The following is a 26,901-nucleotide window of genomic DNA, read 5'->3' on the forward strand; positions in this document are numbered from 1 at the left end:
AGCAAGTAAACAATCGTGCGTGCAATTCTAGTGCCTAAGCCGTCAGCGTAGCGCTTTAAAACTGTATTATATACCGGCGCCACTGCCGTTTTGTGACTGGCTGCTCACGGCTTGAGCAAATAAGGTAGCAGACACCCGTTCGAGAACAAAGTCAACCTGCTCGTCAATCATCATGTGGGTAGTGTCGAGCAGTACCGCATCGGCCGCGCGGCGTAGGGGGCTTTCAGTACGTGTGGAATCCAGGTGGTCGCGCTTGCGTAGATTTTCCACAATATCTTCCACGGGCACGTGCTCTTCCTTGGCTGCTAGCTCCTCCTGACGGCGCAAGGCGCGCGTCAGCACATCGGCCGTCATAAATACCTTTACCTCCGCGTCGGGGAAAACAGTTGTACCAATGTCGCGCCCGTCCATCACTACCCCTCGTTTGCGGCCCATACGCTGCTGCTGACTAACCATAGCGTGCCGCACGGCCGGAATACCCGACACCTCGCTTACCAAGTTGGAAATGCGCATCTGCCGAATTTCATCTTCCCGGATAGTACCATCGAGGCAGAGTTCATTGCGGCCCGTTTTGCGGTTGCGCTTGAAGGTGATGTGCATTTCGTGCAGGGCCTGCTCCACGCGGGATAAGTCATCAAAACGGATATCGTGTTCCAGCAAGTACAGCGTCACGGCCCGGTACATGGCGCCGGTGTCAATGTAGGCGTAGCCTAATTCGGCGGCTACGGCCTTTGCCGTCGTGCTTTTACCGCAGGAAGAGTAGCCATCGATGGCAATGACGATTTTCTGCATGACGAGGTCGTTCGGGGCGGAAGGGCTGACAGGGCTCACGAAATCCAGTTTTTGCGGGTCGGCGTAGCGGCCAAGCGGTCCGGAATCTGGGCGAAGAACGTCACCACCGATTCAGACTCGCCGCGGCGGAGGTGCTGTGCCACGCGATAAAAGGGGTTAAAAAAAGTAGTGCGGTTGATGCCGATACCCGTGGTGCCATCTGGGCCCTTGGCCCACGTACCACCGTAGGTATCCACCAAGCATTGGCCCAAAAAGCAGCCCAGGCCCATGATAACACCTTCCTCCTCGGGCGCCTTAATGCTAGCGCGTTGGCCTTCAATAAACTCGGCGAGGCGCTGCACGGCAAAGGCATCAAAGGCATTAACCTGCAGCTGCTGGCGTACAGATTCGGCGGCGGTACGGAGGGCAGCTAAGGGCGACTCGGACATGGGCACGGGGTGTATGAATAAGCGAAGAAGGTAGGACTAGTACGCCCCAGTTCTTTCAAAGCAAAAGAGCAGGCTGGTGCAAGGCAGATTGTGGAGGAAAGAAACGTCGCTGTATTCACTTACAATCAGACGCAGCGTAGCGCTTGCCAAGGCGGCCATACCGCAGGGCTAACTACCCTAGCTACTAATGACTCTCGCACGGGCAGGGCGTTTTGCCGAATTTGGCTTTACGCTTGAAAGACGCAGTTTTTTTCTGTTGGGGAGTGCGGCTGGCGCACCCCGTAGCCAGCAGGCCCGAACTCCCGAGCAGGGCAGCCAGCAGTAAAGTCACAATCTTTCTCACGGCGCGGATTTTCGGCAAATATACGGTTCTTTACCCGTTAGCCGCGGCTCCACTGTAACTTTCCCCCGGCTTCCCTCCTGCCCTATGCCCGCCGAATTTCAGCTCCAAGCCAACGCCATCAATCTATTTACCAACACAATACAGCCGGCTACCATCTACGTGGCAGAAGGAAGAATCCGGGCTATTGAGCCTACTGGTGCTTCTTCTCCCGACCCCAACTTGCCCTATGCTCTGCCTGGTTTCGTGGATGCCCACGTGCACGTGGAAAGCTCTTTGCTGGTCCCATCGGAGTTTGCCCGCCTTGCGGTAGTACACGGCACGGTAGCTACCGTGTCGGACCCCCACGAGATTGGCAACGTGCTGGGTGTGGCCGGAGTAGAGTACATGCTAGAAAACGGTGCGCAGGTGCCCTTTAAGTTTTGCTTCGGCGCCCCCTCCTGCGTACCAGCAACCCCCTTTGAAACGGCCGGTGCTGAAATAACGGCGGCGGATATTGAGCAGCTTTTTCAGACCTACCCGGCCATCGGCTACTTGGCCGAGATGATGAACTGGCCCGGCGTGTTGAACCGCGACGAGCTAGTAATGGAAAAGATTCGCCTGGCTCAGCAGTACAACCGCCCTGTAGATGGGCACGCCCCTGGCCTCCGCGGCGCCGACGCCCAGCGCTACGCGGAGGCTGGCATCAGCACCGACCATGAGTGCTTTACGGCCGAGGAAGCCGTAGATAAGCTAGCCGTGGGCATGAAAATCTTGGTGCGCGAAGGCTCAGCAGCCCGCAACTTCGATGCGCTTATTGATTTGCTACCGGAGCACTTCGAGCACATGATGTTTTGCTCCGACGACAAGCATCCGGACACCCTGGTGCTGGGCCACATAAACCAACTGGTGCAGCGGGCCGTGGACCGGGGCCAGGATTTATTTAAAGTGCTGCGAGTGGCCTGCCGAAATCCGGTAGAACACTACCGCCTGCCCGTGGGCTTGCTCCGGGAGGGCGACCCCGCCGATTTTATTGTGCTAGATTCCCTCTCCAACTTCACTATTCGCCAAACCTACCTTAATGGCGAGCTAGTAGCCGAAAACGGCAAGACTTTGCTACCACCCGTACCGGTGGCCGTGGTCAATAACTTCAATACTACTCCCGTTGCTGCTCCCGCCTTCCAACTACCCGCTCCCGTAGGAAGTGCTACCATCCGGTTGATTGAGTGCTTTGACGGGCAGCTTATCACGGCCCGCCACGACGTACCGGCTCGTACAGAAGCAGGCCTCGTAGTACCCGATGTGGCGCAGGATATATTAAAGCTGACCGTTGTGAACCGATACCATCCTGCTCCGCCAGCAGTAGCGTTCATTCGGGGGTTTGGGCTGCAAGGGGGCGCCTTGGCTAGTAGTGTCGGCCATGACTCGCACAACATCACTGCCGTTGGTTGCGACGACGAAAGCCTCGCGCGCGCCGTCAATCTGGTAATTGAAGCCCGCGGTGGATTGGCCGTTGTGGGCCCCGACGGACAAGAGCTAGTTCTTCCGCTACCCGTAGCAGGGCTCATGTCAGACCAAGAAGGCGACCAAGTGGCAAAGGCCTATACTGGCGTCGATGAGCTGGCCAAGCAGTTAGGCTCTACTCTGCAGGCTCCCTTCATGACGCTTTCGTTCATGGCCCTCCTGGTCATCCCTAGCCTCAAGCTCAGCGACAAAGGGCTATTCGACGGCGAAGCTTCCGCTTTGTAGAGAATATAGTGTAGCCCGATAGGCTGATACCACAAAGAATGGAGAAGGCGGCTCTACAGGGTAGAGCCGCCTTCTCCATTCTCTATAAGCAGCAAGTGCTTTTGATATGCTTGTTAGAAGCGCTTTTCTAACAGTTTTTGCATTTTTTCCTCCGTGAGAGGCTTAGCCAAGTACTCTACCCCCTCGTACTGAGCTACCCGGGCAGTGTCGGCAGCATGCATGGAGGTCGTGAGTACCGCCATTACCGTTTTTTCGCGGGCCTGGGTGGGGAGTTCATTATAAAGCTTCAAGAACTCAAAGCCATCCATACCCGGCATTTTCAGATCCACAAACACCAAATCGGGGGCTTCCTTGCCAGCGGCTTCGGTTTCGCGGCTGCCCCACAAGAACTCGTATGCTTGGTCGGCTTTAGAGAACGTGTGCACCTGCTCAGCAATATTCAAGCGGCTCAGCAGACGGTTGTTGAGGAAGCTGGTAGTTTCATTGTCGTCTACCAGCACGACGTTACGCAGTTTGTGAGCCATATCGCAGTTGAGTTTTAGTAAGTGCGAACGTGAACAACAGCTTATAACCAGCCTTGTTCGCGCATCCAGTCATCATTATAAATTTTGCCCAAGTAGCGGGTACCATGGTCCGGCAAAATGATAACCATCGTATCATCTGCCGTGAGGTGCTCCCGGGCATATTCCAACGCGCCGTATACCGCCGAACCGCATGACCAGCCGACAAATAACCCCTCTTCCTTAGCTAAGCGCCGCGTCATGACGGCAGCATCTCGGTCAGACACCTTGATAAAAAGATCAATTAGGTCAAAGTTAACATTCTTAGGCAGAATGTCTTCGCCGATTCCTTCGGTTTTGTACGGGTAAATCTCGTTTTCATCGAATATTCCCGTCTCCTTGTATTTCTTGAAGACGGAACCATAGGTATCCAATCCTACTGCCACAAGGTTGGGGTTCTGCTCCTTCAGATACTTAGCCGTACCGCAAATGGTACCGCCCGTACCCACACCGGCCGCAAAGTGGGTGATGCGCCCTTCCGTTTGCTGCCAAATCTCGGGGCCGGTCGCTTCGTAATGCGCCGCGGTGTTAGAGAGGTTATCGTACTGATTTGGATAGAAAGAGTTCGGAATTTCAGCGTTCAGCTTGCGGGCCACGGAGTAGTAACTACGCGGATCGTCGGGGGCTACGTCCACGGGGCACACAATTACCTCGGCTCCTACTGCTTTCAGAATGTCCTGCTTCTCCTTGCTTTGCTTGTCGCTCATCGTGAAGATGCACTTGTAGCCTTTGGCAATGGCAGCTAGGGCGAGGCCCATGCCGGTGTTGCCGCTAGTACCTTCAATGATGGTACCGCCGGGTTGGAGCAGGCCTGCTTTTTCTGCGTCCTCAATCATTCGCACAGCCATGCGGTCCTTCACCGAGTTGCCGGGGTTGAAGTACTCTACTTTGACGAGGATGGTACCGGGTATTCCGGCTGCAACGGTGTTGAGCTTTACGAGCGGCGTGTTACCGATGGCCTCAACAATATTATTTAAATACATGGGTGGTGACGTGAGAGGAGGTGGTTTTGGGAGAGAGGCCGCAAAGGTACGGATTTGTAGGGGGAGGCGCCGCTTTCGTACCTGATCTGAGCGTCTGCGGAAGGTTTTAATAGATTTTACCGGACTCAAACCGGGCGGGGCTTCGCCCTACATGCAAAAAAGCCTACTTTTGCCCGGCCGCCGACCTTGGCCGGTGGCCAGTCCCCACCCTCAACGTGCATTTTCTTCTAACCCCGCTTCTATGAGTGTTCTGGTCAACAAGGATTCCAAAGTGATTGTGCAGGGCTTCACCGGCTCCGAAGGCTCGTTCCATGCCCAACAGATGATTGAGTATGGCACCAACGTAGTAGGTGGTGTAACCCCCGGCAAGGGTGGTACCCAGCACCTCGACCGTCCCGTGTTCAACACCGTGGCTGAGGCCGTAGAGCAAGCCGGCGCCGACACGAGCATCATCTTCGTGCCCCCGGCTTTCGCCGCCGATGCATCATGGAAGCCGCCGACGCTGGCATTAAAGTAATAGTTACCATTACCGAAGGCATTCCTACCAAGGATATGATTGCGGTAAAAGAGTACCTCAAAGGCCGCGAAGGCCTGCGCATGATTGGGCCTAACTGCCCTGGCGTAATGACGGCCGGTGAGTGCAAAGTAGGCATCATGCCCGGCTTCATCTTCCAGAAAGGCCGCGTGGGCATCGTGTCCAAATCGGGTACCTTGACTTACGAAGCCGTAGACCAGCTCACGAAAGCCGGCTTGGGTCAGACCACGGCCATTGGTATTGGCGGTGACCCCATCATCGGTACTACCACGAAAGAGGCCGTAGAACTGCTCATGAACGACCCCGAAACCGAGGGCATCGTAATGATTGGCGAAATTGGTGGTGGCATGGAAGCTGAAGCTGCTCGCTGGATCAAAGAAACTGGCAACAAGAAGCCCGTGGTAGGCTTCATTGCCGGCCAAACTGCACCTCCCGGCCGCCGCATGGGTCACGCTGGGGCTATTGTAGGTGGCGCCGACGATACGGCGGCTGCTAAGATGGCCATCATGCGCGAGTGCGGCATTCACGTAGTAGACTCGCCCGCTGAAATCGGTGACACGATGCTGCGCGTACTGGGTAGCAACTAATTTTGCGCCCCTGAAAAGAGAAGCCCCGGCATTCGTCGGGGCTTTTTTTGTAGGCCTCACCCCGTCAACTGCATAGTGAACTGGTGGCTTTACTCCCTCACTGGAAACTGTTCGCTCTTCCGTTTCTGCTAACCCTACCCCTTGCAGCCATGCCTGTTACTACCGTCCTGTTCGACCTCGACGATACACTCTTCGACCATGCCAACACGGCCCGGGCGGCGCTGGCGGCCAGCACCTCGCAACTTGCCCTGCAGCTACCCCTGGAGCTAGAGCAACTATATCAGCGCTACAGTGAGTTGCTCGAAGAAATGCACCCGCAGGTACTGGCCGGGCAGTACAGCTACCAGGAGGCTAGGCGCATACGCTTTCAGCGCCTGTTAGCGCCCTACAACGTATTCTCTACCGAGTCTGAAGCTGACCAATTCGCTAGCTTTCACTACACCCATTACCAGCGCCTGCGCCACCCCGTACCTGGCGCCTTATCCCTACTGAAGGCCTTGCAGCCTAAGTACCGTGTTGGTATCATTACCAACAACCGCACTGCCGAGCAACAAGATAAACTCCGTTTTTTAGGAATGGACGGGCTAATAGATGCCCTTATCACCTCGGAAGAGGTAGGCGTTACCAAGCCCAACCCGCGTATCTTTCAGGTGGCGTTACAACGTCTGCAGGCCCAGCCTGAGCAAACAGTAGTCGTCGGCGACAATTGGCTGGCTGATGTGGAAGGGGCCAAAGCCGTAGGCATCCGGCCCGTGTGGCTTAATCGTTTTGGTGCTGTGGCACCCGACCCCGGAGTTGTCGAGATCAACAGTTTAGAGCCGCTAGCCTATACACTACAAGCACTAGTTGGCTCCACTCCCCCATCGTAATGACAGCTACTCTTGCTGAGCCCTATTAGTACCTCTAATAGGTATTTGCAGGGTCTACACAGCAATTTTACGCAAAGCGTCTGCCAGTCCTTGCTAAGTGCTCAGCCTTACTTGTCGCCCGCTTGTCCGCCTAGGTTTACTATCAGCCCAAACTGAAACACGGCGTTAGCAGCCTTGAGGTATTTGCGGTGGCGGAGGCCAAAATTGCTACCGCTAATGACCTGAAATTGCACAGGGCCTACCAGTTGCACGCGGGTATAGGTAATGGGCTCCAAAAATACATTGTCTTCCGGAGCGTGCGCGGCATTGTCGAGGCGGAAATTATCAAGCTGTACGTAGCTCATGCGCAGCGCCGTACCATAGCTTACGGGCCAGTCGCGGCCCAGCACGTGGTAAGTTTTGCGCTCTTTGGAAGTATAGTTAGCCTGCACGAAATACTTGGTCAGGTCGCCTTCCAGCGTGCGGGTAATGCCTTCTGAAGGCGTGCGCTCTATGCGCCGCGTGTTGCCGAAGCCGTACCCACCATATAGCTCCAGCACCCGGGTATCGCGAATACGGGTATAGTACCCTATGCCCACTTCGCCAAAGTCATGGTCCTCGGCTCTTTTCTTTTTATCGGAGTGCAGAAAAGATACAGACCCCATCACACCCAAGTGATTGGTAGCGGCATAGGCCCCTTGAATGCTGGTATTCTGGCTGAAGTTAGTGTGTATATTACCGCTCCATTCGCCTTTCTGAGTGAGCAGCGGCACTTGCGGGGGTGGCGGAAAGTAGAGTGAAGAGCAGCTACCCAGCAGGCCCACGAGACCTACTAGTAAGAGTAATCGTAAGAAACGAACAGAAATCATGCTGGGAGATAGGGGAATTTTGGGGCAGAACGACAATCCCGTTCTTTCGTTGCATAGCCGCAGACGGGACGAGGCCGTATAGCAGTACAGTATGGTTCAGCTTCGCAACCATTATGTTCCGTAAACCTGTTGCCCTCAAGTTCCGCTTTTTATGCCTACTTCCCGCTACGATGCACTAATTATTGGCTCTGGCCAGGCCGGCAACCCGCTAGCTACTGCTCTTTCGAAAGCGGGCCGCAAGGTAGCAGTGATAGAAAAGTACCTACTGGGCGGCTCTTGCATCAACTATGGTTGCTCTCCTACCAAAGCCCTACTAGCCTCTGCCGAGCGAATTCACCACATCACCACCGCGCCCGAGTACGGCATCAAAACCAAGGGTCTCGAAATCGACTTTAAAGCTGTGGTGGGCCGTAAGGACCGCATCATTGAGGAAATGCGGGCCGGAGTGGAGAAGAACCTCACCCAGGAAGCCACCAACATTACAGTACTACACGGTCATGCCACGTTCACTGGGGCGCGTACGCTTCGCGTTGACTTATCTGACGGCAGCGCCCAGCAACTAACGGCTCCGCTTATCTTTATCAACACTGGTACTAGGCCAAGTATTCCATCTATTGAAGGCTTGGCGGAAAGTGGCTTTTTAACCACCAACGACCTGCTCGACCAGAAAGAAATACCCGAGCACCTCATCATCTTGGGGGGCGGATACATTGGGTTGGAATTCAGCCAAATGTTCCGTCGCTTTGGGAGCCGGGTTACTATTATCGAAACATCAGAACAGTTGCTGGAGCGCGAGGACGATGACGTATGCGCGGCCATGCAAGGACAATTGGAGTCGGATGGAGTGGAGTTTGTGTTGGGCGCGGAGGTACGCCGAGTATCGCGCAATGCCGATGGCATTTATACCCTCACGGCCCATACAAGCACCGGAGAGCGGCGCCTGCGCGGCTCCCACCTGCTGGTAGCCACTGGTCGGGAGCCCAACACCGATGATCTTGGTTTGGAAGCTGCCGGCATCAAAATCGATGAGAAAGGCTATATCTTGGTAAACGAGCGTCTGCAAACCAACGTGCGGGGCATATACGCCCTCGGCGATGTGCACCCTGGCCCTCAGTTCACGCATATTAGCTACGACGATTACCGCGTCGTGCGCGACTCTATTTTGCACAGCCGCCGCCGCTCCGCCAAGGCCCGGCCTCTCCCCTACGTAGTATTTACTCAGCCTCAACTAGGCCGTATTGGCTTGTCGGAAAAGCAGGCGCAGGAAGAAAAAGTAGACTACCGGGTGGCAGTGATGCCGGTGCAGTACGTGGGGCGGGCGCGGGAAACGGGCCACACCACTGGCCTTATGAAAGTGCTGGTAGACCAACGCAACCGCTTGCTGGGAGCTGCCATTTTCTGTGAACAAGGTGGCGAAATCATGTCCATGATTCAGCTAGCCATGGCGGGTGGCTTAACCTGCAACGACTTACAGAATACCGTATTTGCGCACCCTACCTGGGCCGAAGCTTTAAATAACCTATTTGCTAAGCTTGAAAAGCCCAGCTAAACCGCCCCTACCGCAGTTACTACTAAGCTAAAGGCTGCACCTGTAAAGCTCTTTCTACTCCGACTACTCCTGGCTCGCTGGACTTTACTACATACAAGAACTGCCCCCGCAGCCTAGGCGACGGGGGCAGTTCTTGTATGTGGGAAATCAGCAGTTGCTGGCGTGTTATTTGGCGTAAGCGACAGCGCGCATTTCGCGGATAACGGTGATTTTGATCTGACCTGGGTACTGCATTTCCTTCTCAATTTTCTGAGAAATCTCGTAGCTCAGTTCCTGGGCCCGCTCGTCAGTTACGTTCTCTGCGTCTACCATCACGCGCAGCTCCCGGCCAGCCTGAATAGCAAAGCATTGATTCACGCCTTTAAAGCCATTAGCAGTTTCCTCTAGCTGCTTAAGCCGCTTGATGTAGCTCTCCATCATCTCGCGGCGGGCACCGGGGCGCGAGCCAGAAATGGCGTCGCAGGCCTGCACCAGGGGCGAAATCATGGCCGTCATTTCAATCTCGTCGTGGTGGGCGCCAATAGCATTTACCACGTCGGGGTGTTCCTTGTATTTCTTGGCCATCTCCATGCCCAGGATGGCGTGGGGCAGTTCAGGTTCCTCCGTGCTTACCTTGCCAATATCATGCAGGAGGCCTGCCCGCTTGGCGTGCTTCACGTTCAGGCCCAACTCGGCCGCCATGGTAGCGCAAAGGTTGGCTACCTCACGGCTGTGCTGTAATAGGTTTTGACCATAGGAAGAACGGAAGCGCATCCGTCCTACCATCTTGATAAGCTCGGGGTGCAAGCCATGGATACCCAGATCAATGATGGTCTTCTCCCCAATTTCGACGATTTCTTCGTCAATGTTCTTGCGGGTTTTGGCCACAATCTCCTCAATGCGGGCCGGGTGAATACGGCCGTCTTTCACCAGCAAGTGCAAGCTCAAACGGGCTACCTCCCGGCGCACGGGGTCGAAGCCAGAGATGATGATGGCTTCGGGAGTATCGTCTACTATAATCTCAACGCCAGTGGCAGCTTCTAAGGCCCGGATGTTGCGTCCTTCCCGGCCGATAATTTTGCCCTTAACGTCGTCTGATTCGATGTTGAACACCGACACGCAGTTCTCAATGGCGTGTTCGGCGGCGGTGCGCTGAATGGTTTCCAGCACTACTTTCTTAGCATCCTTAGTGGCCGATAGCTTGGCCTGAGCTACTACGTCCTTAATGTAGGAAGACGCCTGAATCTGCGCCTCATTCTTGAGCGACTCTACTAGTTGCTCGCGGGCTTCGGCAGCCGTAAGACCCGAAATGCTTTCAAGCTGGGCCGTCACCTGCTGGAGCTTAGAGCTCAGCTCCTGGCCGCGTTCTTCCAGTTCCTGCTCTACCTCCTGCTCGCGCTGCTCTAGCTTGGTCAGTTGGTTTTCCAGCACTGTGCGGCGCTTTTCTTCTTGGGCATCCAACTTTTCGCGCTGCTGCTGGGCCTGGGTTTCTATCCGCTCGCGGGTAGCTTCTAGTTCTTTTTCCTTGCGCTGAATTTGCTCCAGCTGCTTTTGGGTTGTAAGCGTGAGCTGTTTAATGCTCTGTTCCTGCTCCACAACGGCGGCGCGGCGCTCCGTCAGTTCCTGATCGAGGGCCTGCTTCTGGCGGCGGCTTTCCTGCTCAAACTCTTGCTTGAGGGTGCGGAATTTATCCTTTGACTGCTGAATCCGCTCGTCGCGGGTGCGAGTAGCCTGCAGTTCGGCATCAGCAAGTAGCTGCTGAGCGCGGGCCTTGGCATCGGCTTCGTGGTCCTGCCGGGCCTTTCCGGCCAGCAGGCGCCCTACCACGACGCCGACCACGAGGGCCAGCACGGCGGCTAGGGCAATATAAAGAGAGGTGGACATGAGCTATGGGGTTTAAGAAAGGGTAACCCACAGCATGAAAACACAATCCAAGGCCGGGCAGTGGGCGGGGCCGACTGCCCTGCCCCGCTACAGGCTTCCACTTCGCGCCGGCGCTACCCCTCGTTTGAGTTAGCCCAGCACCACTCCCGATAACACCTCATCCAGGCGCGCGAGACGCTCCGTGAGGGCCGCATCGGTCCCGTCCTTTTCTTTGCTGACCTTCAGGCGGTCAGCCATTGTCGATAGCGCAATCATGGCCAGCAGGTCCTGCTTGTCTTGAATGCCATACTGGTCTCGGAATTCCTTTAGCCGCTCATTGAGCAGCCGGCCCGCGAGGCGCAGGCGCTCTTCGTCCTGGGGGCTTACCCGCATAGGGTAGTCCCGGTCAGCAACGCGGATTTTAATGGACAGCTCAGACATCAGTAGCCAGTGGGCGGTGGGTTTGGGTGGTCGTTACTCCCTCAAATAGGCAAGGCACTTATCTATTTCGCGGATGTATTCGTTAAGGCGAAGTTTCAGCTCGTTGACATTGGCAGGTTCTCCTGCTATGGTATTGACAAGTTTAGTGATATTCTCCTGATTCTGGAAATCCTTCAACTGCCGCTCCCGGTCGCGCACATCGGCCCGGAGCTGCTGAATGGTGGTTTGCGAATCGGCCAGTTCTTCGCGCAACTGCTGATAGGCAGCCACTAAGGTGGTTACCTGCCGCTCTAGGCGGTCAAGTTGAGCAAGCTGCTGAGAAGAGGCCATGCGGGTGAAGAGATTTTTTTGGTGAAGGTAACAAACCTCAACCGCACAAACACTCTCCTCGGATTTGGCTGTTCCCGCAAGAAAACGCCGAACCCAAAGAGAGTGTTCAGTACTATCCCCGTTTTCTTACTTGCCTGACTTACGCTTTACCTTCATTTTCCGTCCTTCCGTATCCTCAACTTTCAGTTTGCCTTCTGGCAGGGCGCTGGCGCCGGACTAGCGGTAGTGGCCGTAGTCGTGGCCACCACATTGTTGGCAAAGCTGGTTTCTACTACTTCGTAGCCGAGCTGCTGTAGCTCCGGCAGGTACTTCCGGTCGCCTACTACCACGATGTACATATTGTCAACGGGCAGGTTTTTCTGGGCCGCAGCTTGCACATCGGCAACGGTGAGCTGACGCAGGATGGTGGCCTGCTGATCTACGTAATCCGGCTTGAGGTTGTACTCCAACATCCGGCTTAAAAACTGGGCTTTCTGGCCACCGGTTTCGTACTTCAACGCCTCACTTTGCCCTACCGAGGCTTGCAGGAACTGTAGCTCGTCGGCGGAAATACCGTTGCGGTAGTTGGTCAACTCCTTCATCATTTCCCGTACTGAAGCGGCGGTGGCATCAGCGCGCACGCCGGCCTGGGCCGTGAAAGGCGCAGCATAACGGGTGCTACTGAAGTCAGTGAAGGCGCCGTAGGTGTAGCCCTTGTCTTCCCGCAGGTTCAGATTGACGCGGGAATTGAAAGCTCCACCCAGCAGGTAGTTGGCCAGAGTGGCGCGGTAGTAGTCACCCGTGGCATCATAGGGCAGGGAGGTAAGGTAGCCAATCCGAATTTCTGATTGGGGCGCATTCTCTTTCGCCACAAAGTAGAGCTTGGTTTTATCGGGTTGGGCAGCAGCTGGTGCTGCTACTAATGCGGGCACCTCATGGCGCGGCCATGCCTGTAGAAAGCCCAGTTTCGGGAGCACCTGCTGCTGGGTCACGTCACCTACCAGGGTCAGGTGGCTCACATTGGGGGCGAAGCTTTGCTGATAAAACTGCTTTACATCATCGAGCGTAATGGCGGCGACACTGGCCGGCGTACCCGATACGGCAAGGCCAGTTACGTTCCCGGGGCCGTAGGCCAAGCCATTGAATACCAAGTCTGCCACAACACGCGCTTGGCTCTGGAAGTCATTTACCATTGCCAGCTGCTGCTTTTTTAGGCGCTCAAAGTCTTTGGGGTCGAAGCGGGGATGCAATAAGCGTTCCTCCACTAGTGCCAGGGTAGGGTCGAGGTTTTTTGTCAGGCTTTGTACGTACACCTTGATGTCATCGTCACCGGCCGAGATATACATGCTGCTACCCAGCGCCTTTAGTTTGGCGTCTAGCTCCTCGGTGGTATACTTCTGCGAGCTTTCACTGACCATTTTGGCCGTCATTTCGGCCAGACCTACTTTGTCTGGGTGCGCTTGAAGGAGCCGCTGCCCACCCTGGATGGTGAGCAGCATAGTGATAGTAGGCACCTCATCGTTGCGGGTTCCGATAACCCGCAGGCCGTTCGGCATTTCCTGTTGCCAGTAGGCCGGCACCTTTAACACGGGATTGGCACCAGATGTAGGTTGCTTGCCCCGGTCGAAGCTATCCTTGGCCTTCACGTACTTCAGCCCCGCGTATTCGTCGGCTGGTGCCTTATAGCCCGCTTTGTCAATGGTGAAGTTGTCGGTACGAGCTGCCAGTTCGGGCTTACCTTTCGGCACTACACTCAGGATAACGGCCGGTTTGCCCCGCAGGTACTTGTTGTAAGCTGCTTGCACCGAAGCTGGAGTAAGGGCCCGTAAGCGCTGAAGCTGCACGGGCAACAGGTTAGCATTGCCTGTTAGGGTTTGGAACTGAGCCAGGCGGCTGGCTTTGGCCCCTACGCTACTCAGGCTGTTAATCAGATTAACCTCAGCCTGGGTTTTGTAGCGCTCCAAATCGGCCGCAGCAATTCCTTTCTTTTCGAACTCGGCCAGGGTGCGGCGTACTCGTGCTTCGGCACTGTCTAGGCGCTGCCCTTCAAAAGCCATTACCCCAATCACGAACTCACCAGCTAACTCAGAGTTGCTCTGATAGCTGTACGCTTCTGGCGCCAGCTGATTTTTCACCAGATTCTTGTAAAGCAAGCTGTTTTTGTCGCCTCCAAGCAGGTCGGCTACTGCGTCTAGCGCCACTTCATCGGGGTGGTATACTGGCACCGTAGGCATGGATAGCATTAGCATCGGCTGGGTAATGTTATCCTCGTAGCTCACGTAGCGGTTCTGGCCAAGCACCGGAGCAGGCAGCTTGACGTTGCGCACGGCCGGCCCCTTGCTAATGGGACCGAAGTATTTCTCGGCCAAGCGCACTGCTTGGGCTGGCTGCACATCACCCGCAATGGTCAGAGTTGCATTGTTGGGGCCGTACCAGCGCAGAAAGAAGTTTTTGAGGTCGTTTACGTCCGACCGATCCAAGTCTTCGAGGTAGCCAATGACTGGCCAGGAGTATGGATGGCCGTAGGGGAACATGGTGCGGCCCACTATCTCATAAGCACGACCATACGGGCGGTTGTCAACGTTCTGGCCCCGTTCGTTTTTCACGGTGGAGCGCTGATTTTCAAATTTTGGTTGCGTTACGGCATCCAGCAAAAAGCCCATGCGGTCGGCTTCCAGCCACAAGGCTGTTTCCAGCTGGTTGCTAGGCAGCGTCTCGAAGTAGTTGGTACGGTCCTGGTTGGTACTACCATTTAGGTTGCCACCGGCCGCCGTTACCAGCTTGAAGTGCTGCTCGTCGCCCACGTGGTCGGAGCCCTGAAACATCATGTGCTCAAAGAAGTGCGCGAAGCCCGACTTGCCGACTTGCTCCCGCGCCGAGCCTACGTGATAGGTCACATCTACGTGCACCAAGGGGTCGGAATGGTCTTCCGTGACAATGAGGGTGAGGCCGTTGGGTAGCACATACTTCTCGTACGGAATCACCAGTTCATTGCCCTTGCGGGTCACTTTCTCCACCAGCCGGGTGCCCGACGAAGAGGTAGGGGCAGTTTTAGCAATGGGAGCTTTGGTTGGTTTTTGCTGAGCTATGGCGGGGGCAACCATCAGCACCAGGCCTAGTAGGCCCAGGAAATAGCGAGGAGACATAAACACGTAGTAATTGGATTAAAAAAATACCCGTCATCTGCAGGAGATGACGGGTAAATAAACTGGTTTCTATTGACTTATACTAAGAAACTCAACACATTCTGTAGTCAGAAAATTACTTCCGAATAAGAGCGCCAGCCTGCTTCTCAAACTGCTGAATCAGACGCTGCATTACGCCGTCAATGGCTTGGTCAGTTAGGGTTTGGGTAGGGTCCTGGAGGAAGAAGCTTACGGAGTAAGATTTCTTGTCGGTCCCCAGGTTCTCGCCCTCGTATATATCAAACACGTTTACCTGCTGCAAGAGCTTTTTCTCCGTGCGGCGGGCAATTTGCTGAAGCTGGTCGAAGGTTACGGTTTTATCAACTACCAGGGATAGGTCGCGGCGCACTTCCGGGAACTTGGGTAGCTCACGGGCCACCAAGCTGTTCTTGTATTTCTTGGTCAGCCAATCCCAGTCCAGCTCAGCGTACCACACGGGCTGGTTCACATCAAGGCGCTTGAGCACCGGACCCGATACGGCGCCCAGGTGCGCTACGGGCTGGTTTTGGGCCAACAGTGTAAGGCCGCCGGCCAAGTACGGATGCTGCACTGCCTGCGAGGTAGGCGCGGAGAAGCCTAAGGAAGCCAGCACTTGCTGCACGGCACTCGCCAGCTGGTGGAAGGTGGCTTTCTCCGACTTCTGCTGCCACGATTCGGCGGCGGCATTGCCGGTGAGGTAAATGACAAGCTTGTTTTTCTCTTGGTACTGCCCTCCTACGAGGTGGTAAGTTTTGCCGAACTCGTATAGTTTCAGGTCGCGCTGGCGACGGTTTACGTTGTGCCGAATCACTTCCAGGCCGCTATGCAGCACCGTGGGGCGCATCACGTTCAGCTCGGCGCTGTTGTAGTTCAAGATGTGCACCAGCGTCTCATCTCGCTCCTCACCTTTCTCGAAGTAAGCCGAGTTGGTAAGTGAGTTGGTGATAATTTCCGAAAAGCCCTGTCCGCTCAGCAAGCGCGCCGTGTTCTGGCGAATGATTTCGGGGTCGGGGTTCGGGAACTTGGCCAGGAAGGACGCCGCATTGTGGGGGCGCAGGGCTACGTGGTTGTACCCGTAGATGCGCAGAATTTCTTCAATCACGTCGGCTTCGCGGGTCACGTCTACCTTGTGCGGCGGCACCGACAGAATCCACTCGGTGTGGCCGGCTTCGTCCTGGCTTTCCTCTGCAATCAGGATGTCGAGGTCGGTCAGGATTTGACGAATGCGCTCCGGCGCGATGTACTGGCCCACCAGCTTCTCTACCCGCGGCAGGCGCAGGCGCACCGTAGCGTGCCCGATGTGAGTGGGGTACGCATCAACTACTGGTGCTACAATGGTGGCGCCCGCTACTTCTTGGAGCAGCAAAGCTGCCCGCTTCAGGGCCACTAGCACCATGTGCGGATCAGTGCCCCGCTCGAAGCGAAAAGAAGCGTCGGTTTTAAGCTGGTGCGTTTGGCTGGTTTTGCGCACCACCGCGGGGTTGAAGTAGGCACTCTCCAGGAACACGCGAGTAGTAGCCTCCGATACGCCGGAAGTTTTGCCGCCAAACACCCCGGCCAGGGCCATGGGAGTGCCGTTGGCATCGGCAATAACTAAATCCTCGCCTTTCAGGGTGCGCTCCGCCCCATCTAGGGTCACAAATTTCTCGCCTTCAGCGGCGCGCTTCACCCGAATCTGCCCGCCCATAATTTGGTCGGCATCAAAGGCGTGCAGGGGCTGGCCCAGCTCGTGTAGCACGAAGTTGGTGACGTCCACCACGTTGTTGATGGGCGAAAGGCCAATGCTACGCAAGCGGCGCTGCAACCACTCTGGCGACGGGCCTACCTGCACGTTTTCGAGTAGCAGGCCAGCGTAGCGCGGGGCAGCGGCGGCATCCTCCACCAGTACGCCGATGTTGTGGGCAGCCTCGCTGGGAGTGTGAAACTGGCTTACATCGGGCAGGTGGCAGGGCTGGCGCAGCAGGGCGCGCAACTCCCGTGCTACCCCGTAGTGGGAGGCAGCATCGGCCCGGTTCGGCGTCAGGCCAATTTCAAATACCGAATCCGAACCCAGGCCAAAGTAGTCGGCGGCGGGGGTACCATTGGGCAGCTCGGTTTCCAGCTCCATAATACCCGCATGAGACGTGCCCAGACCAATTTCGTCTTCGGCGCAGATCATGCCCTCAGAAGCCGCCCCACGGATTTTAGACTTCTTGATTTTAAACGGCTCACCCTGGGCCGGATAAAGCGTAGCACCCTCTAGGGCCACTACCACGCGCAAACCGGCCCGCACGTTGGCAGCACCGCACACAATTTGGCGGGGCGTTGCGTCGCCCACATCCACGGTGGTTAGGCTTAGCTTGTCGGCATCGGGGTGCTTCTCGCAGGTGAGCACCGTGCCCAATACTACGCCCCGCAGGCCGCCAGGGATACTTTCCAGCTCCTCAATTCCCTCTACTTCTAGCCCGGAGCCAGTGAGTAGCTGACCGATTTCTTCGGCGGGTTTGTCGGTGGGAATGAGCGTACGGAGCCAGTCGAGGGATATTTTCATTGCTTGGTTATCAGTTGGTAGTAGCCCGCCGGGGCGAGGGAAGGGCGGGTTTCAGAAATGAGGAAACCCCTCCTGCCGGCCAGTTGGTACTGATCAGTCCGGCAAAGGTAGGGATTTGCCCAGCGGCCCGAAAGGTGCTACCCATAGTAGGTGCACGCCTTGGGCGGGGCAGAGCTAGTCATGAAATGACATTTCACCGGCCTTTATTTCCACGGCCAAGCGGTTGTCGGCGGGAGGTACGGGGCAGGCAAAGGTGTTGTTGTAGGCGCAGTAAGGATTATAGGCCTGGTTGAAATCGAGGGTTATTTCCGTATCCTCGGCCGCGGGTAGAGCGGCATCGAGGTAGCGCCCGCCGCCGTAGGTAGCAAAGCCATTGGTGCGGTCGGTGAACGGAATAAACAGCGTTGAGTCCTTCCCGTCGGCTTTCAGAAACAAGGTCAGCTTATACTCCTGCTTGTTGAGGATGAAGGCGGCCTTGCCCCAACGCAGGTACTTTTCCGCTTTGCCATCAGTAAGGGCCATGGACACTGTATCGCGCTGCGTAAACGCTTCTAGCTGCGCATCGAGGCGGTAGTCTTTGTTGGGGGCAAAGTACTTAAGGCTGTCGAACGTTTGGCGCTGGTCTTGGCTAAGCGGAGAGCCCTGCACCCGCCGGAAACTGTCGTCCTTCGTTTGGCGCTCTTTTGCCAGGCGAGCCGCGTATTGATCAGAGCCAAACACCAGGTCTTGCAGGAAGTAGCCAATAACCAGAAGCAGCCCAAGGCCGATAAACAATTTGGGGTTGATGCGCATGGCCGCAAAGGTACCAGCGGAGTTGGTAGTTGCCAGGCGTTGCGCCTAACTGTCCTGGTACGCCCCTTCTGCGGCCAGTGCGTTACAGCAGCCCCTCATCGGCAAAGCTGAAATAGCCGTGGTCGGTATAAATCAGGTGGTCGAGCACCGGCAGATCGAGCAGCAGACCGCCTTCCTTAAGCTTGCGCGTGAGGCCAATGTCGGCGGCGGAGGGGTTGCGGTTGCCGCTGGGGTGGTTGTGTACCAAGATAATAGACGAAGCTAGTTGCTCCAGAGCCTCCTTAAAAATCAGCTTCGGGTCGGCCACGGTACCAGCTACCCCGCCCCGGCTGATGCTCACGCTACGCATCACTACGTTGGCCCGATTCAGCAGGATTACCCAAAACTCTTCGTGGGGTAGGTCTTGCAAGTGGGGCCGAATTAGGTAATAGATGTCGCGGGAGCTGGTGATGGTAGTGCGCGCCGCCGCGTCGGCCTCCTTACGGCGGCGCCCTAGCTCCAAAGCCGCCATAATGGTAATGGCCTTGGCCTCGCCAATGCCTTTTTGGCGCATCAGCTCTTTCAGAGAGAAGCGCGCTAGGGCGTTCAGGTCGTTGCCGGCCGCTTTCAGCACTAGCTTGGCCACATCCACCGCCGACAGCTTGGCCGTGCCCGATCCCAACAGAATGGCCAGTAGCTCCGCATCGGAAAGGGCAGCCCGGCCCTTTTGCATCAGCTTCTCCCGGGGGCGGTCCTCTTCGGCCCAGCTCTTGATGCTAAAAGATGGGGGCGTTTGGTAAGCAGCGGGTACTGGGGGAATAGTATCATCGGATAGATTTTCAGTCAGATTGTCAAACTCTTGCATGGGGCACCGTTGTTGTAACGCCCGGAATTTAAAGCAAAAACTCCGCATCCGCGTCTGCCGCAGCGGCAAGCTGCACCAAACCAATTTTCACCGCGCGGGTTTGCCTTCAACGTATGTCAAGAACTGTCTTTCCTTTTATCTTTTTTGCGCTGGTGGCCGTGGGCGAATGGTACGGCTTCCAAGCGGTGCGCACAGCCCTGCAACACGCAGCGCCCGGCACCCGGCGCCTCTTTTCGGTTTTGTACTGGGTTGTAACGGTGGTGGTGTGGGTAATGGGCTTCTGGGCCCTGCGCAACCGGCACGAGCACCCTTCCTTTAAGTCGTACTTGGGGGGTGTGCTGCTGGCTATGATTGCCGCCAAGATTGTCATCATCATTCCGCTGCTGCTGGAGGATGTAGTGCGGGTAGCACGCTGGGCTTTTCAGGCTGGTTCGCGCAGTACCACGCCGGGCACTGGGCCCGCCATTTCGCGTAGCGAGTTTGTAAGCAAGCTGGCGTTGGTGCTGGGTGCCATTCCATTTGTGTCCCTAATTTGGGGTATGGCTAAGGGCGGCACCGATTACACTGTGAAGCGCGTAACGCTGCGCTTCCCCAACCTGCCCGCTTCGTTTGATGGCTTCAAGGTGCTACAGATTTCCGATCTGCATACCGGCTCGTTTCACTCCAAGGAGCCCCTACAGCGGGCCGTAAAAATCATCAACGAGCAGAACGCCGACCTGGTGTTCATGACCGGCGACTTGGTGAACAACTATGCTACGGAGGTAGAGGAACACATTGACACCCTGGCGGGCATCAAGTCCCAAAACCCTATCTACTCCATCCTCGGCAACCACGACTATGCCGACTATGTGAACTGGATGGAAGAAGGCGGACTGGCGGCCAAGCAAGCTAACTTGGCTCGCATCAAGCAAAACCACGCTAAAATAGGCTGGGAACTGCTGCTGGATGAAGCCCGCACGCTTGAGCGCAACGGCGAAAAAATCAGCATTCTGGGCGTGCAGAACTGGGGTGCTCGGGGTTTCGCGCAGTACGGCAAGCTAGACAAGGCCCACGCCGCCGCCGACCCCACGGTGCCCTTCAAGATCCTGCTTTCCCACGACCCCTCTCACTGGGATGGCCAGGTGCATGAGTACCCCGATATTGACCTCACGCTTTCGGGCCACACCCACGGTATGCAGTTTGGGGTGAACCTGCCCTTCCTGAAATGGAGCCCCGTGCAATACGCCTATAAGCAGTGGGCAGGCCTATACCAACGCGGCAAACAGTACTTATATGTAAATGCTGGACTGGGCTTTATCGGCTACCATGGCCGGGTAGGTTTCTTGCCCGAAATAACGGTACTAGAACTACGCCGAGCCTAGCCGTAAACGCGTATTGACAACCTCTAAAAGGCCACCTGCTAGTAACAGGTGGCCTTTTTGTTGAATGAGGTTATCGGTAGGTAACCAGCTATATAGCTGAAGCGTATAGCTGCCATTATTCTCTCTCCCTCCACCCTCTCTCAACCTCCGATTATCATGAAAAAGACCTTGTTCCTGCTCTCGTGCGCCGTGGGCCTCACGATGGCATCTTGCTCGCAAGACAAAACAGCGGATACCGCTACTACCGACGGCGCTGCGACTACCACTACCACGACTACCACGTCCACGTCGTACTCTGATGATGCCATTCAGCGCCGCGCCGACCGCATGGCCGCCGATATGGCCGCCAAGATGAAGTTTGACGAGGCTACCCGCGAAAAAGTACGCACGGCCTACATCAACCGGGGCAAACGCCTGGGCGAGTTGCAACAGCAGTATGCTAGTGATACGGCGGGTAGGGCGGCGGCCATGCGCGATGCGTACGCCAGCTCCGACACGGAGTTCAAGTCTATCTTCACCGACCCTACCCAGTACTCCGCCTACGAATCGAGCCGGACGGAATACATGGACGACCGGTATATGGACGATGATGCCATATCGGCTTCGTCTTCTGACATGAGCATGGACTCATCCGGCACCGGCAACTCAACCATGAGCAGCTCGGCGGGTAGCAGCATGAGCTCCGGCATGCAAGGCAGCGCCGATGGCGGTAAGATGAAAATTAAGCGCGACGGCGACGTAAAAATCAAAGATGCTGAGGCAATAAAGCCAAGCTCGATGCTGATGATGGCACCATGAAGGCCAAGCCCGCTGACGGCGAAAAATCGGTAATCAAGTAAGCAGCGTGCTTATACCCACTTTGTAGCTTCTAGAAAAAGCCCGCATCTGCAACGATGCGGGCTTTTTTTGTCTCCCTTTTGCGTTAATCCGTCGATTCAATGCGGCCCCCGAAAGGTTTGCGCGACTTTTCCCAACTTAAGTGCGTTAGTTTGTTACGCTCATGATGTTTCGCTTGCCTGATTTCTTGTTGGCCCGTTGGTTTGTCTTGTTTGTGCTGGTACTGTGTGCCGGGACCGCAGCGGCGCAGGTACGCGTTACCGGCTCGGTGTCGGATGCCAGCACCCGCAAGCCTATTCCAGGCGCCTCGGTGGTAATTCAGCGCACCAGCCGCGGGGTAGTAGCCAACAATGAGGGCGACTTTAGCATCTCAGCCAACAATACCGACACGCTTATTTTCCGGGCTGTGGGCTTTAAGGCCCAACGGATGCCTTTGGGGGGCACGGGACTGTCGCAGTTTATCGTGCAGATCAAGCTCCAGCAAGACACCATCCGGCTGGGTGAGGTGCGCGTGCAGGAAGGCCGCCCCGACCGGGCTACCATCAACCGGGCCTTACGCAATATCAAGCGGCCTAGCACCGCACCCACCAGCGCCGTGAAGCGCCCACCGGCCCCCAAGCCCTTGTTCCCCGTCGATTCGGCTGCGCCCAAGGCTCCTACTCCTAACCTCGCTAGCCCCGTGAGTCTGCTGTATGAGCAATTCTCGCGCGAGGGCAAGCAGCGCCGGAAGATGGAAGAAATCAGGGCCGAAGAAGCCGCCGAACGGGCCCGCAAAGCTCGGCTGAAGTACAACAAAAACTTCAAGGACAACCGCGGGTATGAGGAGTAAAAAGCAGCCCTGTTGAGTTCTGTACTAGTATGCCTACCGCGTGAGTACACGCGCGTATCCGGCAAAGCACTACTACATCTAGTCCTGGGTTTATCCTTTCACTCGTTCTCTCGTAAGTCAGGGTATGAGAATCGGATATCCTTGCGTGAATGAGTCCTTGGACTGCACCGCTACCAGCACTTTCCGGTTGGCTTCGTACTCGGATGAACGAGTAGAGCTGGCCGTAGCCAATAACCTAGGCTGCTTACTGCGCATTTTGCAGTTCAACGTGGCTCAAGGCCTGCTCTTCTTCCGCATTGGGTCGGGCATAGTTCCCTTTGGCTCCCACCCCGTCAATGTGTTTCCGTGGCAGACACGCTTTGCCGACGAATTCCGGGCAGTAGGCGACTACATCAAAGCCCACCACATGCGCGTGTCTTTCCACCCCGACCAGTTTGTGGTTCTGAACTCCCCCGACGCGGGCATTGTGGAGCGTAGCATTCAAGAACTGGTGTACCAGGGCTCGATGCTGGACCTGATGGGCCTCGATAGCACCCACAAGCTTCAGATTCACGTGGGGGGCCTCTACGGGGACCGGGAGCTGGCCATATCGCGCTTTATCGATACGTACCGCCGCCTGCCTGCGGCCGTAACGGCCCGCCTAGTTATCGAAAACGACGACCGGCTGTTTAGCCTGCAAGATTGCTTGCGGGTGCACGCGGCCGTGGGTATTCCTATCCTTTTCGACAATTTTCATCACGAGTGCCTTAACCACGGGGAGCCGATGATGGAAGCACTGCGCCTAGCGGCTGCTACCTGGCACCCTGAACGCGACGGCGTGATGATGATGGACTATAGCTCCCAAGCGCTGGGCGAGCGAAAAGGCAAGCATACCGCTACTCTTGAAGAGGATTTGTTCCGCAATTTCTTGGTGGATGTGGGCGACCTGGACGTAGACATCATGCTGGAAATAAAAGACAAGGAAGCCAGTGCGCAGCGGGCTTGTGGCATCCTGCGCGATGTAGGACGCATTGCCATTCTGGCTGGGGCCACCACCGAATAACGCTGCCCTACCTTCTATCACCACCCTACCTTTTTCTCCTCCCTCATGGCTACTACCGACCTTCTTACCACAACAACGCACGCACTCCAAAACGGCCTGACCAGCATTCCGCTCAGCACCGCCATTGAAAATGCCGGAACCTGGAAGCAAGAATTGCTGCAAAGTGGCGAGCCTGCCTTGCAAGACATCAGCCGCGAACTAGGCAACCTGGAGTCTTTGCTTAGCATGGGCTCCGCCGGAATGGATGCTCGTGCTATTGGCGCTTCGCTCAGCATGCTCGGTAGCCAAACCTCCCAAGCGGCAGCCAGCGCCCCTAGCGAGTTGCGTGCTTCTCTCACGGCACTAGCCGATTCGCTACTTCGGGCTGGAGGCCAACTTGAAGAAGCGCAATAACTTACTTCTTACTACAGAAAAGGCCCGCACTATCAGTACGGGGCCTTTTTCTGTTTGTTAGCGTTACGTGCTATGGTCGAGGCGTAGTAGTATTGGTAGCAGGCGTGGTGCGGCGTAAGGTCCCCTGTGGTGTGGTAGTGCGGCGCGTACCAGGAGCAGTAGCAGGTGTTTCCAAGCGTATACTCCGCTCGTTTTCTACAGGGGTAGTGCGCATGGGCACCGTAGCCGGATTTTGGTCAATAGTACCCATCACACCTGATTGCGTGGGCGACGCGGTAGTTGGAGTCCGCTGGTCGATGGTGCCGGGATTAGTGACCGGATTAGCGGGATTCACGGGTGGTACACGAGTCTGGTTGACGGCTCCACCGTACTGAGTAGAGGTGGGAGTAGTTTGGGCTTGCGTAGCCGTAGCGGCGCTTAGTACGAAGGTAGCGGCGAATAAAAGCTGATGGAATTTCATGGAAAAGAAGGCGTGGATGAATGAACAGGAATAGAGATGCCGCTCTGACGGGGCACCATACTGTATACGGATACGCTAGCAGCTCGACCACAAGCGCATTGTATAATTTTTTGATATTCAATTGATTATATATTGCACACTTCACCCTATACCGCATCGTAATTGTCTGTGTACAAGCTCTGCACGAGGCATGTAGAGAAGGTGGCTGCTCAGTGAGGCAAGGCCTTGGTCTGCTAGCCGTTTAGTAACTCTTGGCTTTGTGGGTAATGCTGCTATACCTTTGCAGTATCAATTCTTTCTGACCAAAGGATTGTTTTTATACAGAGGCGTGGAGAGACAGGCTCTACGAAACGCCGGCAACCCTCAGAGTATCTGAAACGGTGCCAAGTCCTGACCATATAAAAACAACAAGCCGTGGCTTTAGCCAACACCTTCGCTGCTCTCCGTTTTGCCTCTTCTGCTCTCCGTGGGTCCTGTTGCCTTGTGCGCAGTTCGTCGGCGTGTTGGCTTCCGGTAGCAGCCTGTTGTTGGTGCTAGTTCACTTTCATCCCTGCCTTCTCTTTCGCCCTCGCCGATAATATTATCGGCTTTGTGGGTGCCACTTGTGCTTTGCCCTGCGGGCCACGCTAGCCACCTGCTAGTAGCGCCCGGGGCTGTGCGGCACTCCGGCACTTCCCGCCGTGCGGCGTGGCGTACTGCCTCGCCCGCTTACAAAACGAGGTTGCTTATACCGCACCTTGCCTGTCTGAATTACTTCATTTCTTTCCTCTCTTGCACATGTCACAGCAATTGAAGCCTATTGGCATTTACTATGAGCACCCCGAGTGGTTTAAGCCGCTGTTTGCCGAGCTAGACCGCCGGGGCCTGCCCTACGAGAAAATTGACGCCGCCCATCACCTCTACGATCCTTCGGAAACGGAAAGCCGCTACTCGCTGGTAGTGAACCGCATGAGTTCATCGGCCTACCTGCGCGGGCATGGGCAGGGCATTTTCCACACGGCTGGTTTTGCTACTCACCTAGAGCGCCTAGGCGTGCGCATCATCAATGGGTCAGTGGCTACCAGCATCGAAACCAACAAGGCCCGGCAGCTTTCCTTGTTTGCCTCACTGGGCCTGAAGTACCCGAAGTCGTTTGTAGTAAACCACGCTTCGCGCATTGCCGATGCGGCCCAGCAGCTACAATTCCCCATTGTGGTGAAAGTGAACATTGGTGGTAGCGGCGCGGGCATTATCCGCTTCGATACCATTGAGGGCGTACAGGCGGCCGTGGAAGCTAATCAGATCGACCTGGGCATCGACCAGACGGCACTAGTGCAGGAGTACGTGACGCCCCGCGGCGGCAATATTCATCGTGTAGAAACGCTCAACGGCAAGTTCCTATACGCTATGAAAGTGTATACCACTGGGGAAAGCTTTAACCTGTGCCCGGCCGAAATCTGCCAGATTCCGGAGGAGCAATCGGCCGAGTTCTGCCTGACGGAGGCACCCAAAAAGGGAATTCAGGTGGAAGCCTTCACTCCGCCAGCCGATGTAATTGAGGCCGTGGAGCGCATTGTGGCCGCCGCTAAAATCGACGTGGGTGGCATTGAATACCTGATTGATGACCGTAACGGCGACGTGCTGTTCTATGACATCAACGCCCTCTCCAACTTCGTGGCCGACGCCGTGAACGTGGTCGGTTTTGACCCCTACGCGCGCTTCGTTGACTACCTAGAAACGGAACTGCTGGCTCGCACCAACGCGGCTTCGCATCCTGCCGCTCAACACGTTGCTTTTGTATGAGATACGGATATTGGATGCCCGTTTTTGGGGGGTGGCTGCGCAACGTAGAAGACGAGAACATGCGCGCCGATTGGGACTACGTAAAAACGTTGGCCCAGCGCAGTGAAGACCTGGGCTATGACCTGTCGCTCATTGCGGAGTTGAATCTCAACGACATCAAGGGTGAGGAAGCGCCTTCCCTGGATGCGTGGAGCACGGCGGCAGCCCTGGCAGCCGTCACCAAGAAGATTGAGCTGATGGTGGCCGTGCGGCCTACTTTCCACTCACCGGCGTTGCTGGCCAAGCAAGCCGCCAACATCGACCACATCAGCGGCGGCCGGTTGTCGCTGAACGTGGTATCATCGTGGTGGCAGGATGAGGCGAAGAAGTACGGCGTGCACTTTGAGCAGCACGACGACCGTTACGCCCGCACTGCCGAGTGGCTGCACGTGGTAGACAACCTGTGGAAGCAAGATCATTTCACCTTCGAGGGCAAGTTCTACAAAGTAACCGACTCTATTTTGCAGCCCAAGCCCGTGTCGCGCCCCCGACCGTTCATTTACGCCGGCGGCGAGTCGGAAGCGGCCAAGAACCTTATTGCGGCGCAATGCGACGGCTACGTAATGCACGGCGACGAGCCGGAGGCTATTGGCCGCCGCATTCAGGACCTGAGCCAGCGCCGGGAAAAACTAGGCCTGCCACCCATGAAGTTTGGCGTGGCCGCCTACTCCATTGTGCGCAACACGGAGCAGGAAGTGAAAAAGGAGCTGGAGCGTATTACCAACGTGCAAGGCTCGGCGGCTGGCTACAAGAACTACCAGCAGTGGCTGGCCGGTACGCAGCTCGAAAACCAGGTTTCTCTGCAAGACTACTCGGTATCGAACCGTGGCCTTCGGTCAGGCCTCACCGGCACCCCCGACCAGGTAGCGGAGCGCATTGCTGCCTTCGAGGCCGTAGGGGTAGATCTGTTCTTGCTACAGTGCAGCCCGCAGCTAGAGGAAATGCAGCGGTTCTCCGAAGCTGTTATTCAGGTGCTAGCTTAAATCTTGCACAGGGCCACAAACAAGAAACCCGGGC

Annotated in this window: 22 protein-coding genes, 2 pseudogenes and 1 riboswitch; of the genes and pseudogenes, 11 read left to right on the plus strand and 13 right to left on the minus strand. The window is 56.2% G+C overall.

What is annotated here, in order from left to right; translation table 11 throughout:
* Positions 1-66: 66 nt before the first annotated feature.
* Positions 67-792 carry a (d)CMP kinase gene (cmk, locus tag VI25_RS03875; protein WP_045688869.1) on the minus strand — a complete coding sequence of 242 codons (726 nt, stop codon included), beginning with the start codon at positions 790-792 and terminating at the stop codon, positions 67-69.
* A gap of 35 nt (positions 793-827) precedes the next feature.
* Positions 828-1,220, minus strand: coding sequence for a hypothetical protein (locus VI25_RS03880; RefSeq protein WP_045688870.1), 393 nt, complete (start codon positions 1,218-1,220; stop codon positions 828-830).
* Positions 1,221-1,647: 427 nt separating this feature from the next.
* Here VI25_RS03880 and ade point away from each other — a divergent pair, with 427 nt between their 5' ends.
* Positions 1,648-3,288 (plus strand): adenine deaminase, encoded by a 1,641-nt coding sequence (gene ade, locus VI25_RS03885; RefSeq protein WP_055562283.1) that lies wholly within the window; start codon positions 1,648-1,650, stop codon positions 3,286-3,288.
* 113 nt (positions 3,289-3,401) lie between these two features.
* Here the strand turns inward: ade and VI25_RS03890 are convergent, their stop codons facing one another.
* Positions 3,402-3,812, minus strand: a complete 411-nt coding sequence (locus tag VI25_RS03890; protein WP_045687570.1) for a response regulator — start codon at positions 3,810-3,812, stop codon at positions 3,402-3,404.
* Between the two features lie 44 nt (positions 3,813-3,856).
* Positions 3,857-4,831, minus strand: a pseudogene (locus VI25_RS03895) (PLP-dependent cysteine synthase family protein); the annotation flags it as partial.
* A gap of 241 nt (positions 4,832-5,072) precedes the next feature.
* Between VI25_RS03895 and sucD the strand changes: the two are divergent.
* Positions 5,073-5,953, plus strand: a pseudogene (gene sucD / locus VI25_RS03900) (succinate--CoA ligase subunit alpha).
* A 149-nt stretch (positions 5,954-6,102) separates the two neighbouring features.
* Complete coding sequence (locus VI25_RS03905; protein ID WP_045687571.1) at positions 6,103-6,822, plus strand: HAD family hydrolase; 720 nt, start codon at positions 6,103-6,105, stop codon at positions 6,820-6,822.
* Between the two features lie 107 nt (positions 6,823-6,929).
* Here VI25_RS03905 and VI25_RS03910 read toward each other — a convergent pair whose 3' ends face one another.
* A complete protein-coding gene (locus VI25_RS03910) occupies positions 6,930-7,670 on the minus strand; it encodes a hypothetical protein (protein WP_045687572.1) in 741 nt (246 codons plus the stop codon).
* 151 nt (positions 7,671-7,821) lie between these two features.
* Between VI25_RS03910 and VI25_RS03915 the strand changes: the two genes are divergently transcribed.
* Positions 7,822-9,219: a mercuric reductase gene (locus VI25_RS03915; protein ID WP_045687573.1), complete on the plus strand. Its 1,398-nt coding sequence runs from the start codon at positions 7,822-7,824 to the stop codon at positions 9,217-9,219.
* 165 nt (positions 9,220-9,384) lie between these two features.
* Here VI25_RS03915 and rny read toward each other — a convergent pair whose 3' ends face one another.
* The 7 genes from rny to radC all read right to left on the minus strand — a co-directional run bounded on the left by rny (position 9,385) and on the right by radC (position 19,141).
* Positions 9,385-11,082 carry a ribonuclease Y gene (gene rny, locus VI25_RS03920; protein ID WP_055562285.1) on the minus strand — a complete coding sequence of 566 codons (1,698 nt, stop codon included), beginning with the start codon at positions 11,080-11,082 and terminating at the stop codon, positions 9,385-9,387.
* Positions 11,083-11,211: 129 nt separating this feature from the next.
* A complete protein-coding gene (locus VI25_RS03925) occupies positions 11,212-11,502 on the minus strand; it encodes a cell division protein ZapA (RefSeq protein WP_045687574.1) in 291 nt (96 codons plus the stop codon).
* Between the two features lie 33 nt (positions 11,503-11,535).
* Positions 11,536-11,832 (minus strand): hypothetical protein, encoded by a 297-nt coding sequence (locus tag VI25_RS03930; protein WP_045687575.1) that lies wholly within the window; start codon positions 11,830-11,832, stop codon positions 11,536-11,538.
* A gap of 182 nt (positions 11,833-12,014) precedes the next feature.
* Positions 12,015-14,957 carry a M16 family metallopeptidase gene (locus VI25_RS03935; RefSeq protein WP_236704869.1) on the minus strand — a complete coding sequence of 981 codons (2,943 nt, stop codon included), beginning with the start codon at positions 14,955-14,957 and terminating at the stop codon, positions 12,015-12,017.
* Between the two features lie 115 nt (positions 14,958-15,072).
* Positions 15,073-17,505: a phenylalanine--tRNA ligase subunit beta gene (pheT, locus tag VI25_RS03940; RefSeq protein WP_055562286.1), complete on the minus strand. Its 2,433-nt coding sequence runs from the start codon at positions 17,503-17,505 to the stop codon at positions 15,073-15,075.
* Positions 17,506-17,679: 174 nt separating this feature from the next.
* On the minus strand, positions 17,680-18,297 hold the full coding sequence (locus VI25_RS03945; protein WP_052695026.1) for a DUF1684 domain-containing protein: 618 nt from the start codon (positions 18,295-18,297) through the stop codon (positions 17,680-17,682).
* An 82-nt stretch (positions 18,298-18,379) separates the two neighbouring features.
* Entirely contained in the window at positions 18,380-19,141 is a 762-nt protein-coding gene (gene radC, locus VI25_RS03950; RefSeq protein WP_082455386.1) for a RadC family protein, read from the minus strand.
* Positions 19,142-19,254: 113 nt separating this feature from the next.
* Between radC and VI25_RS03955 the strand changes: the two genes are divergently transcribed.
* The 5 genes from VI25_RS03955 to VI25_RS03975 all read left to right on the plus strand — a co-directional run bounded on the left by VI25_RS03955 (position 19,255) and on the right by VI25_RS03975 (position 23,603).
* Positions 19,255-20,502, plus strand: a complete 1,248-nt coding sequence (locus tag VI25_RS03955; RefSeq protein WP_045687576.1) for a metallophosphoesterase — start codon at positions 19,255-19,257, stop codon at positions 20,500-20,502.
* Between the two features lie 156 nt (positions 20,503-20,658).
* Positions 20,659-21,300: a hypothetical protein gene (locus VI25_RS03960; protein ID WP_045687577.1), complete on the plus strand. Its 642-nt coding sequence runs from the start codon at positions 20,659-20,661 to the stop codon at positions 21,298-21,300.
* A 202-nt stretch (positions 21,301-21,502) separates the two neighbouring features.
* Positions 21,503-22,168, plus strand: coding sequence for a carboxypeptidase-like regulatory domain-containing protein (locus VI25_RS03965; protein WP_052695027.1), 666 nt, complete (start codon positions 21,503-21,505; stop codon positions 22,166-22,168).
* Between the two features lie 124 nt (positions 22,169-22,292).
* A complete protein-coding gene (gene uvsE / locus VI25_RS03970) occupies positions 22,293-23,210 on the plus strand; it encodes a UV DNA damage repair endonuclease UvsE (protein ID WP_045687578.1) in 918 nt (305 codons plus the stop codon).
* Between the two features lie 45 nt (positions 23,211-23,255).
* Positions 23,256-23,603, plus strand: coding sequence for a hypothetical protein (locus tag VI25_RS03975; protein ID WP_052695028.1), 348 nt, complete (start codon positions 23,256-23,258; stop codon positions 23,601-23,603).
* 70 nt (positions 23,604-23,673) lie between these two features.
* Here the strand turns inward: VI25_RS03975 and VI25_RS03980 are convergent, their stop codons facing one another.
* On the minus strand, positions 23,674-24,063 hold the full coding sequence (locus tag VI25_RS03980; RefSeq protein WP_045687579.1) for a hypothetical protein: 390 nt from the start codon (positions 24,061-24,063) through the stop codon (positions 23,674-23,676).
* A gap of 313 nt (positions 24,064-24,376) precedes the next feature.
* Positions 24,377-24,468, plus strand: a riboswitch (SAM riboswitch).
* 372 nt (positions 24,469-24,840) lie between these two features.
* Between VI25_RS03980 and VI25_RS03985 the strand changes: the two genes are divergently transcribed.
* Positions 24,841-25,845: a RimK family alpha-L-glutamate ligase gene (locus VI25_RS03985; RefSeq protein ID WP_045687580.1), complete on the plus strand. Its 1,005-nt coding sequence runs from the start codon at positions 24,841-24,843 to the stop codon at positions 25,843-25,845.
* The gene (locus VI25_RS03990) at positions 25,842-26,867 is read left to right on the plus strand and encodes an LLM class flavin-dependent oxidoreductase (protein ID WP_055562287.1); all 1,026 of its coding nucleotides are present in this window, start codon (positions 25,842-25,844) and stop codon (positions 26,865-26,867) included. Before VI25_RS03985 ends, VI25_RS03990 begins: the two co-directional genes overlap by 4 nt.
* The last annotated feature ends 34 nt before the right edge of the window (positions 26,868-26,901 follow it).

Origin of the sequence: Hymenobacter sp. AT01-02 (assembly GCF_000961955.2) — a bacterium.
Classification (GTDB): domain Bacteria; phylum Bacteroidota; class Bacteroidia; order Cytophagales; family Hymenobacteraceae; genus Hymenobacter; species Hymenobacter mucosus.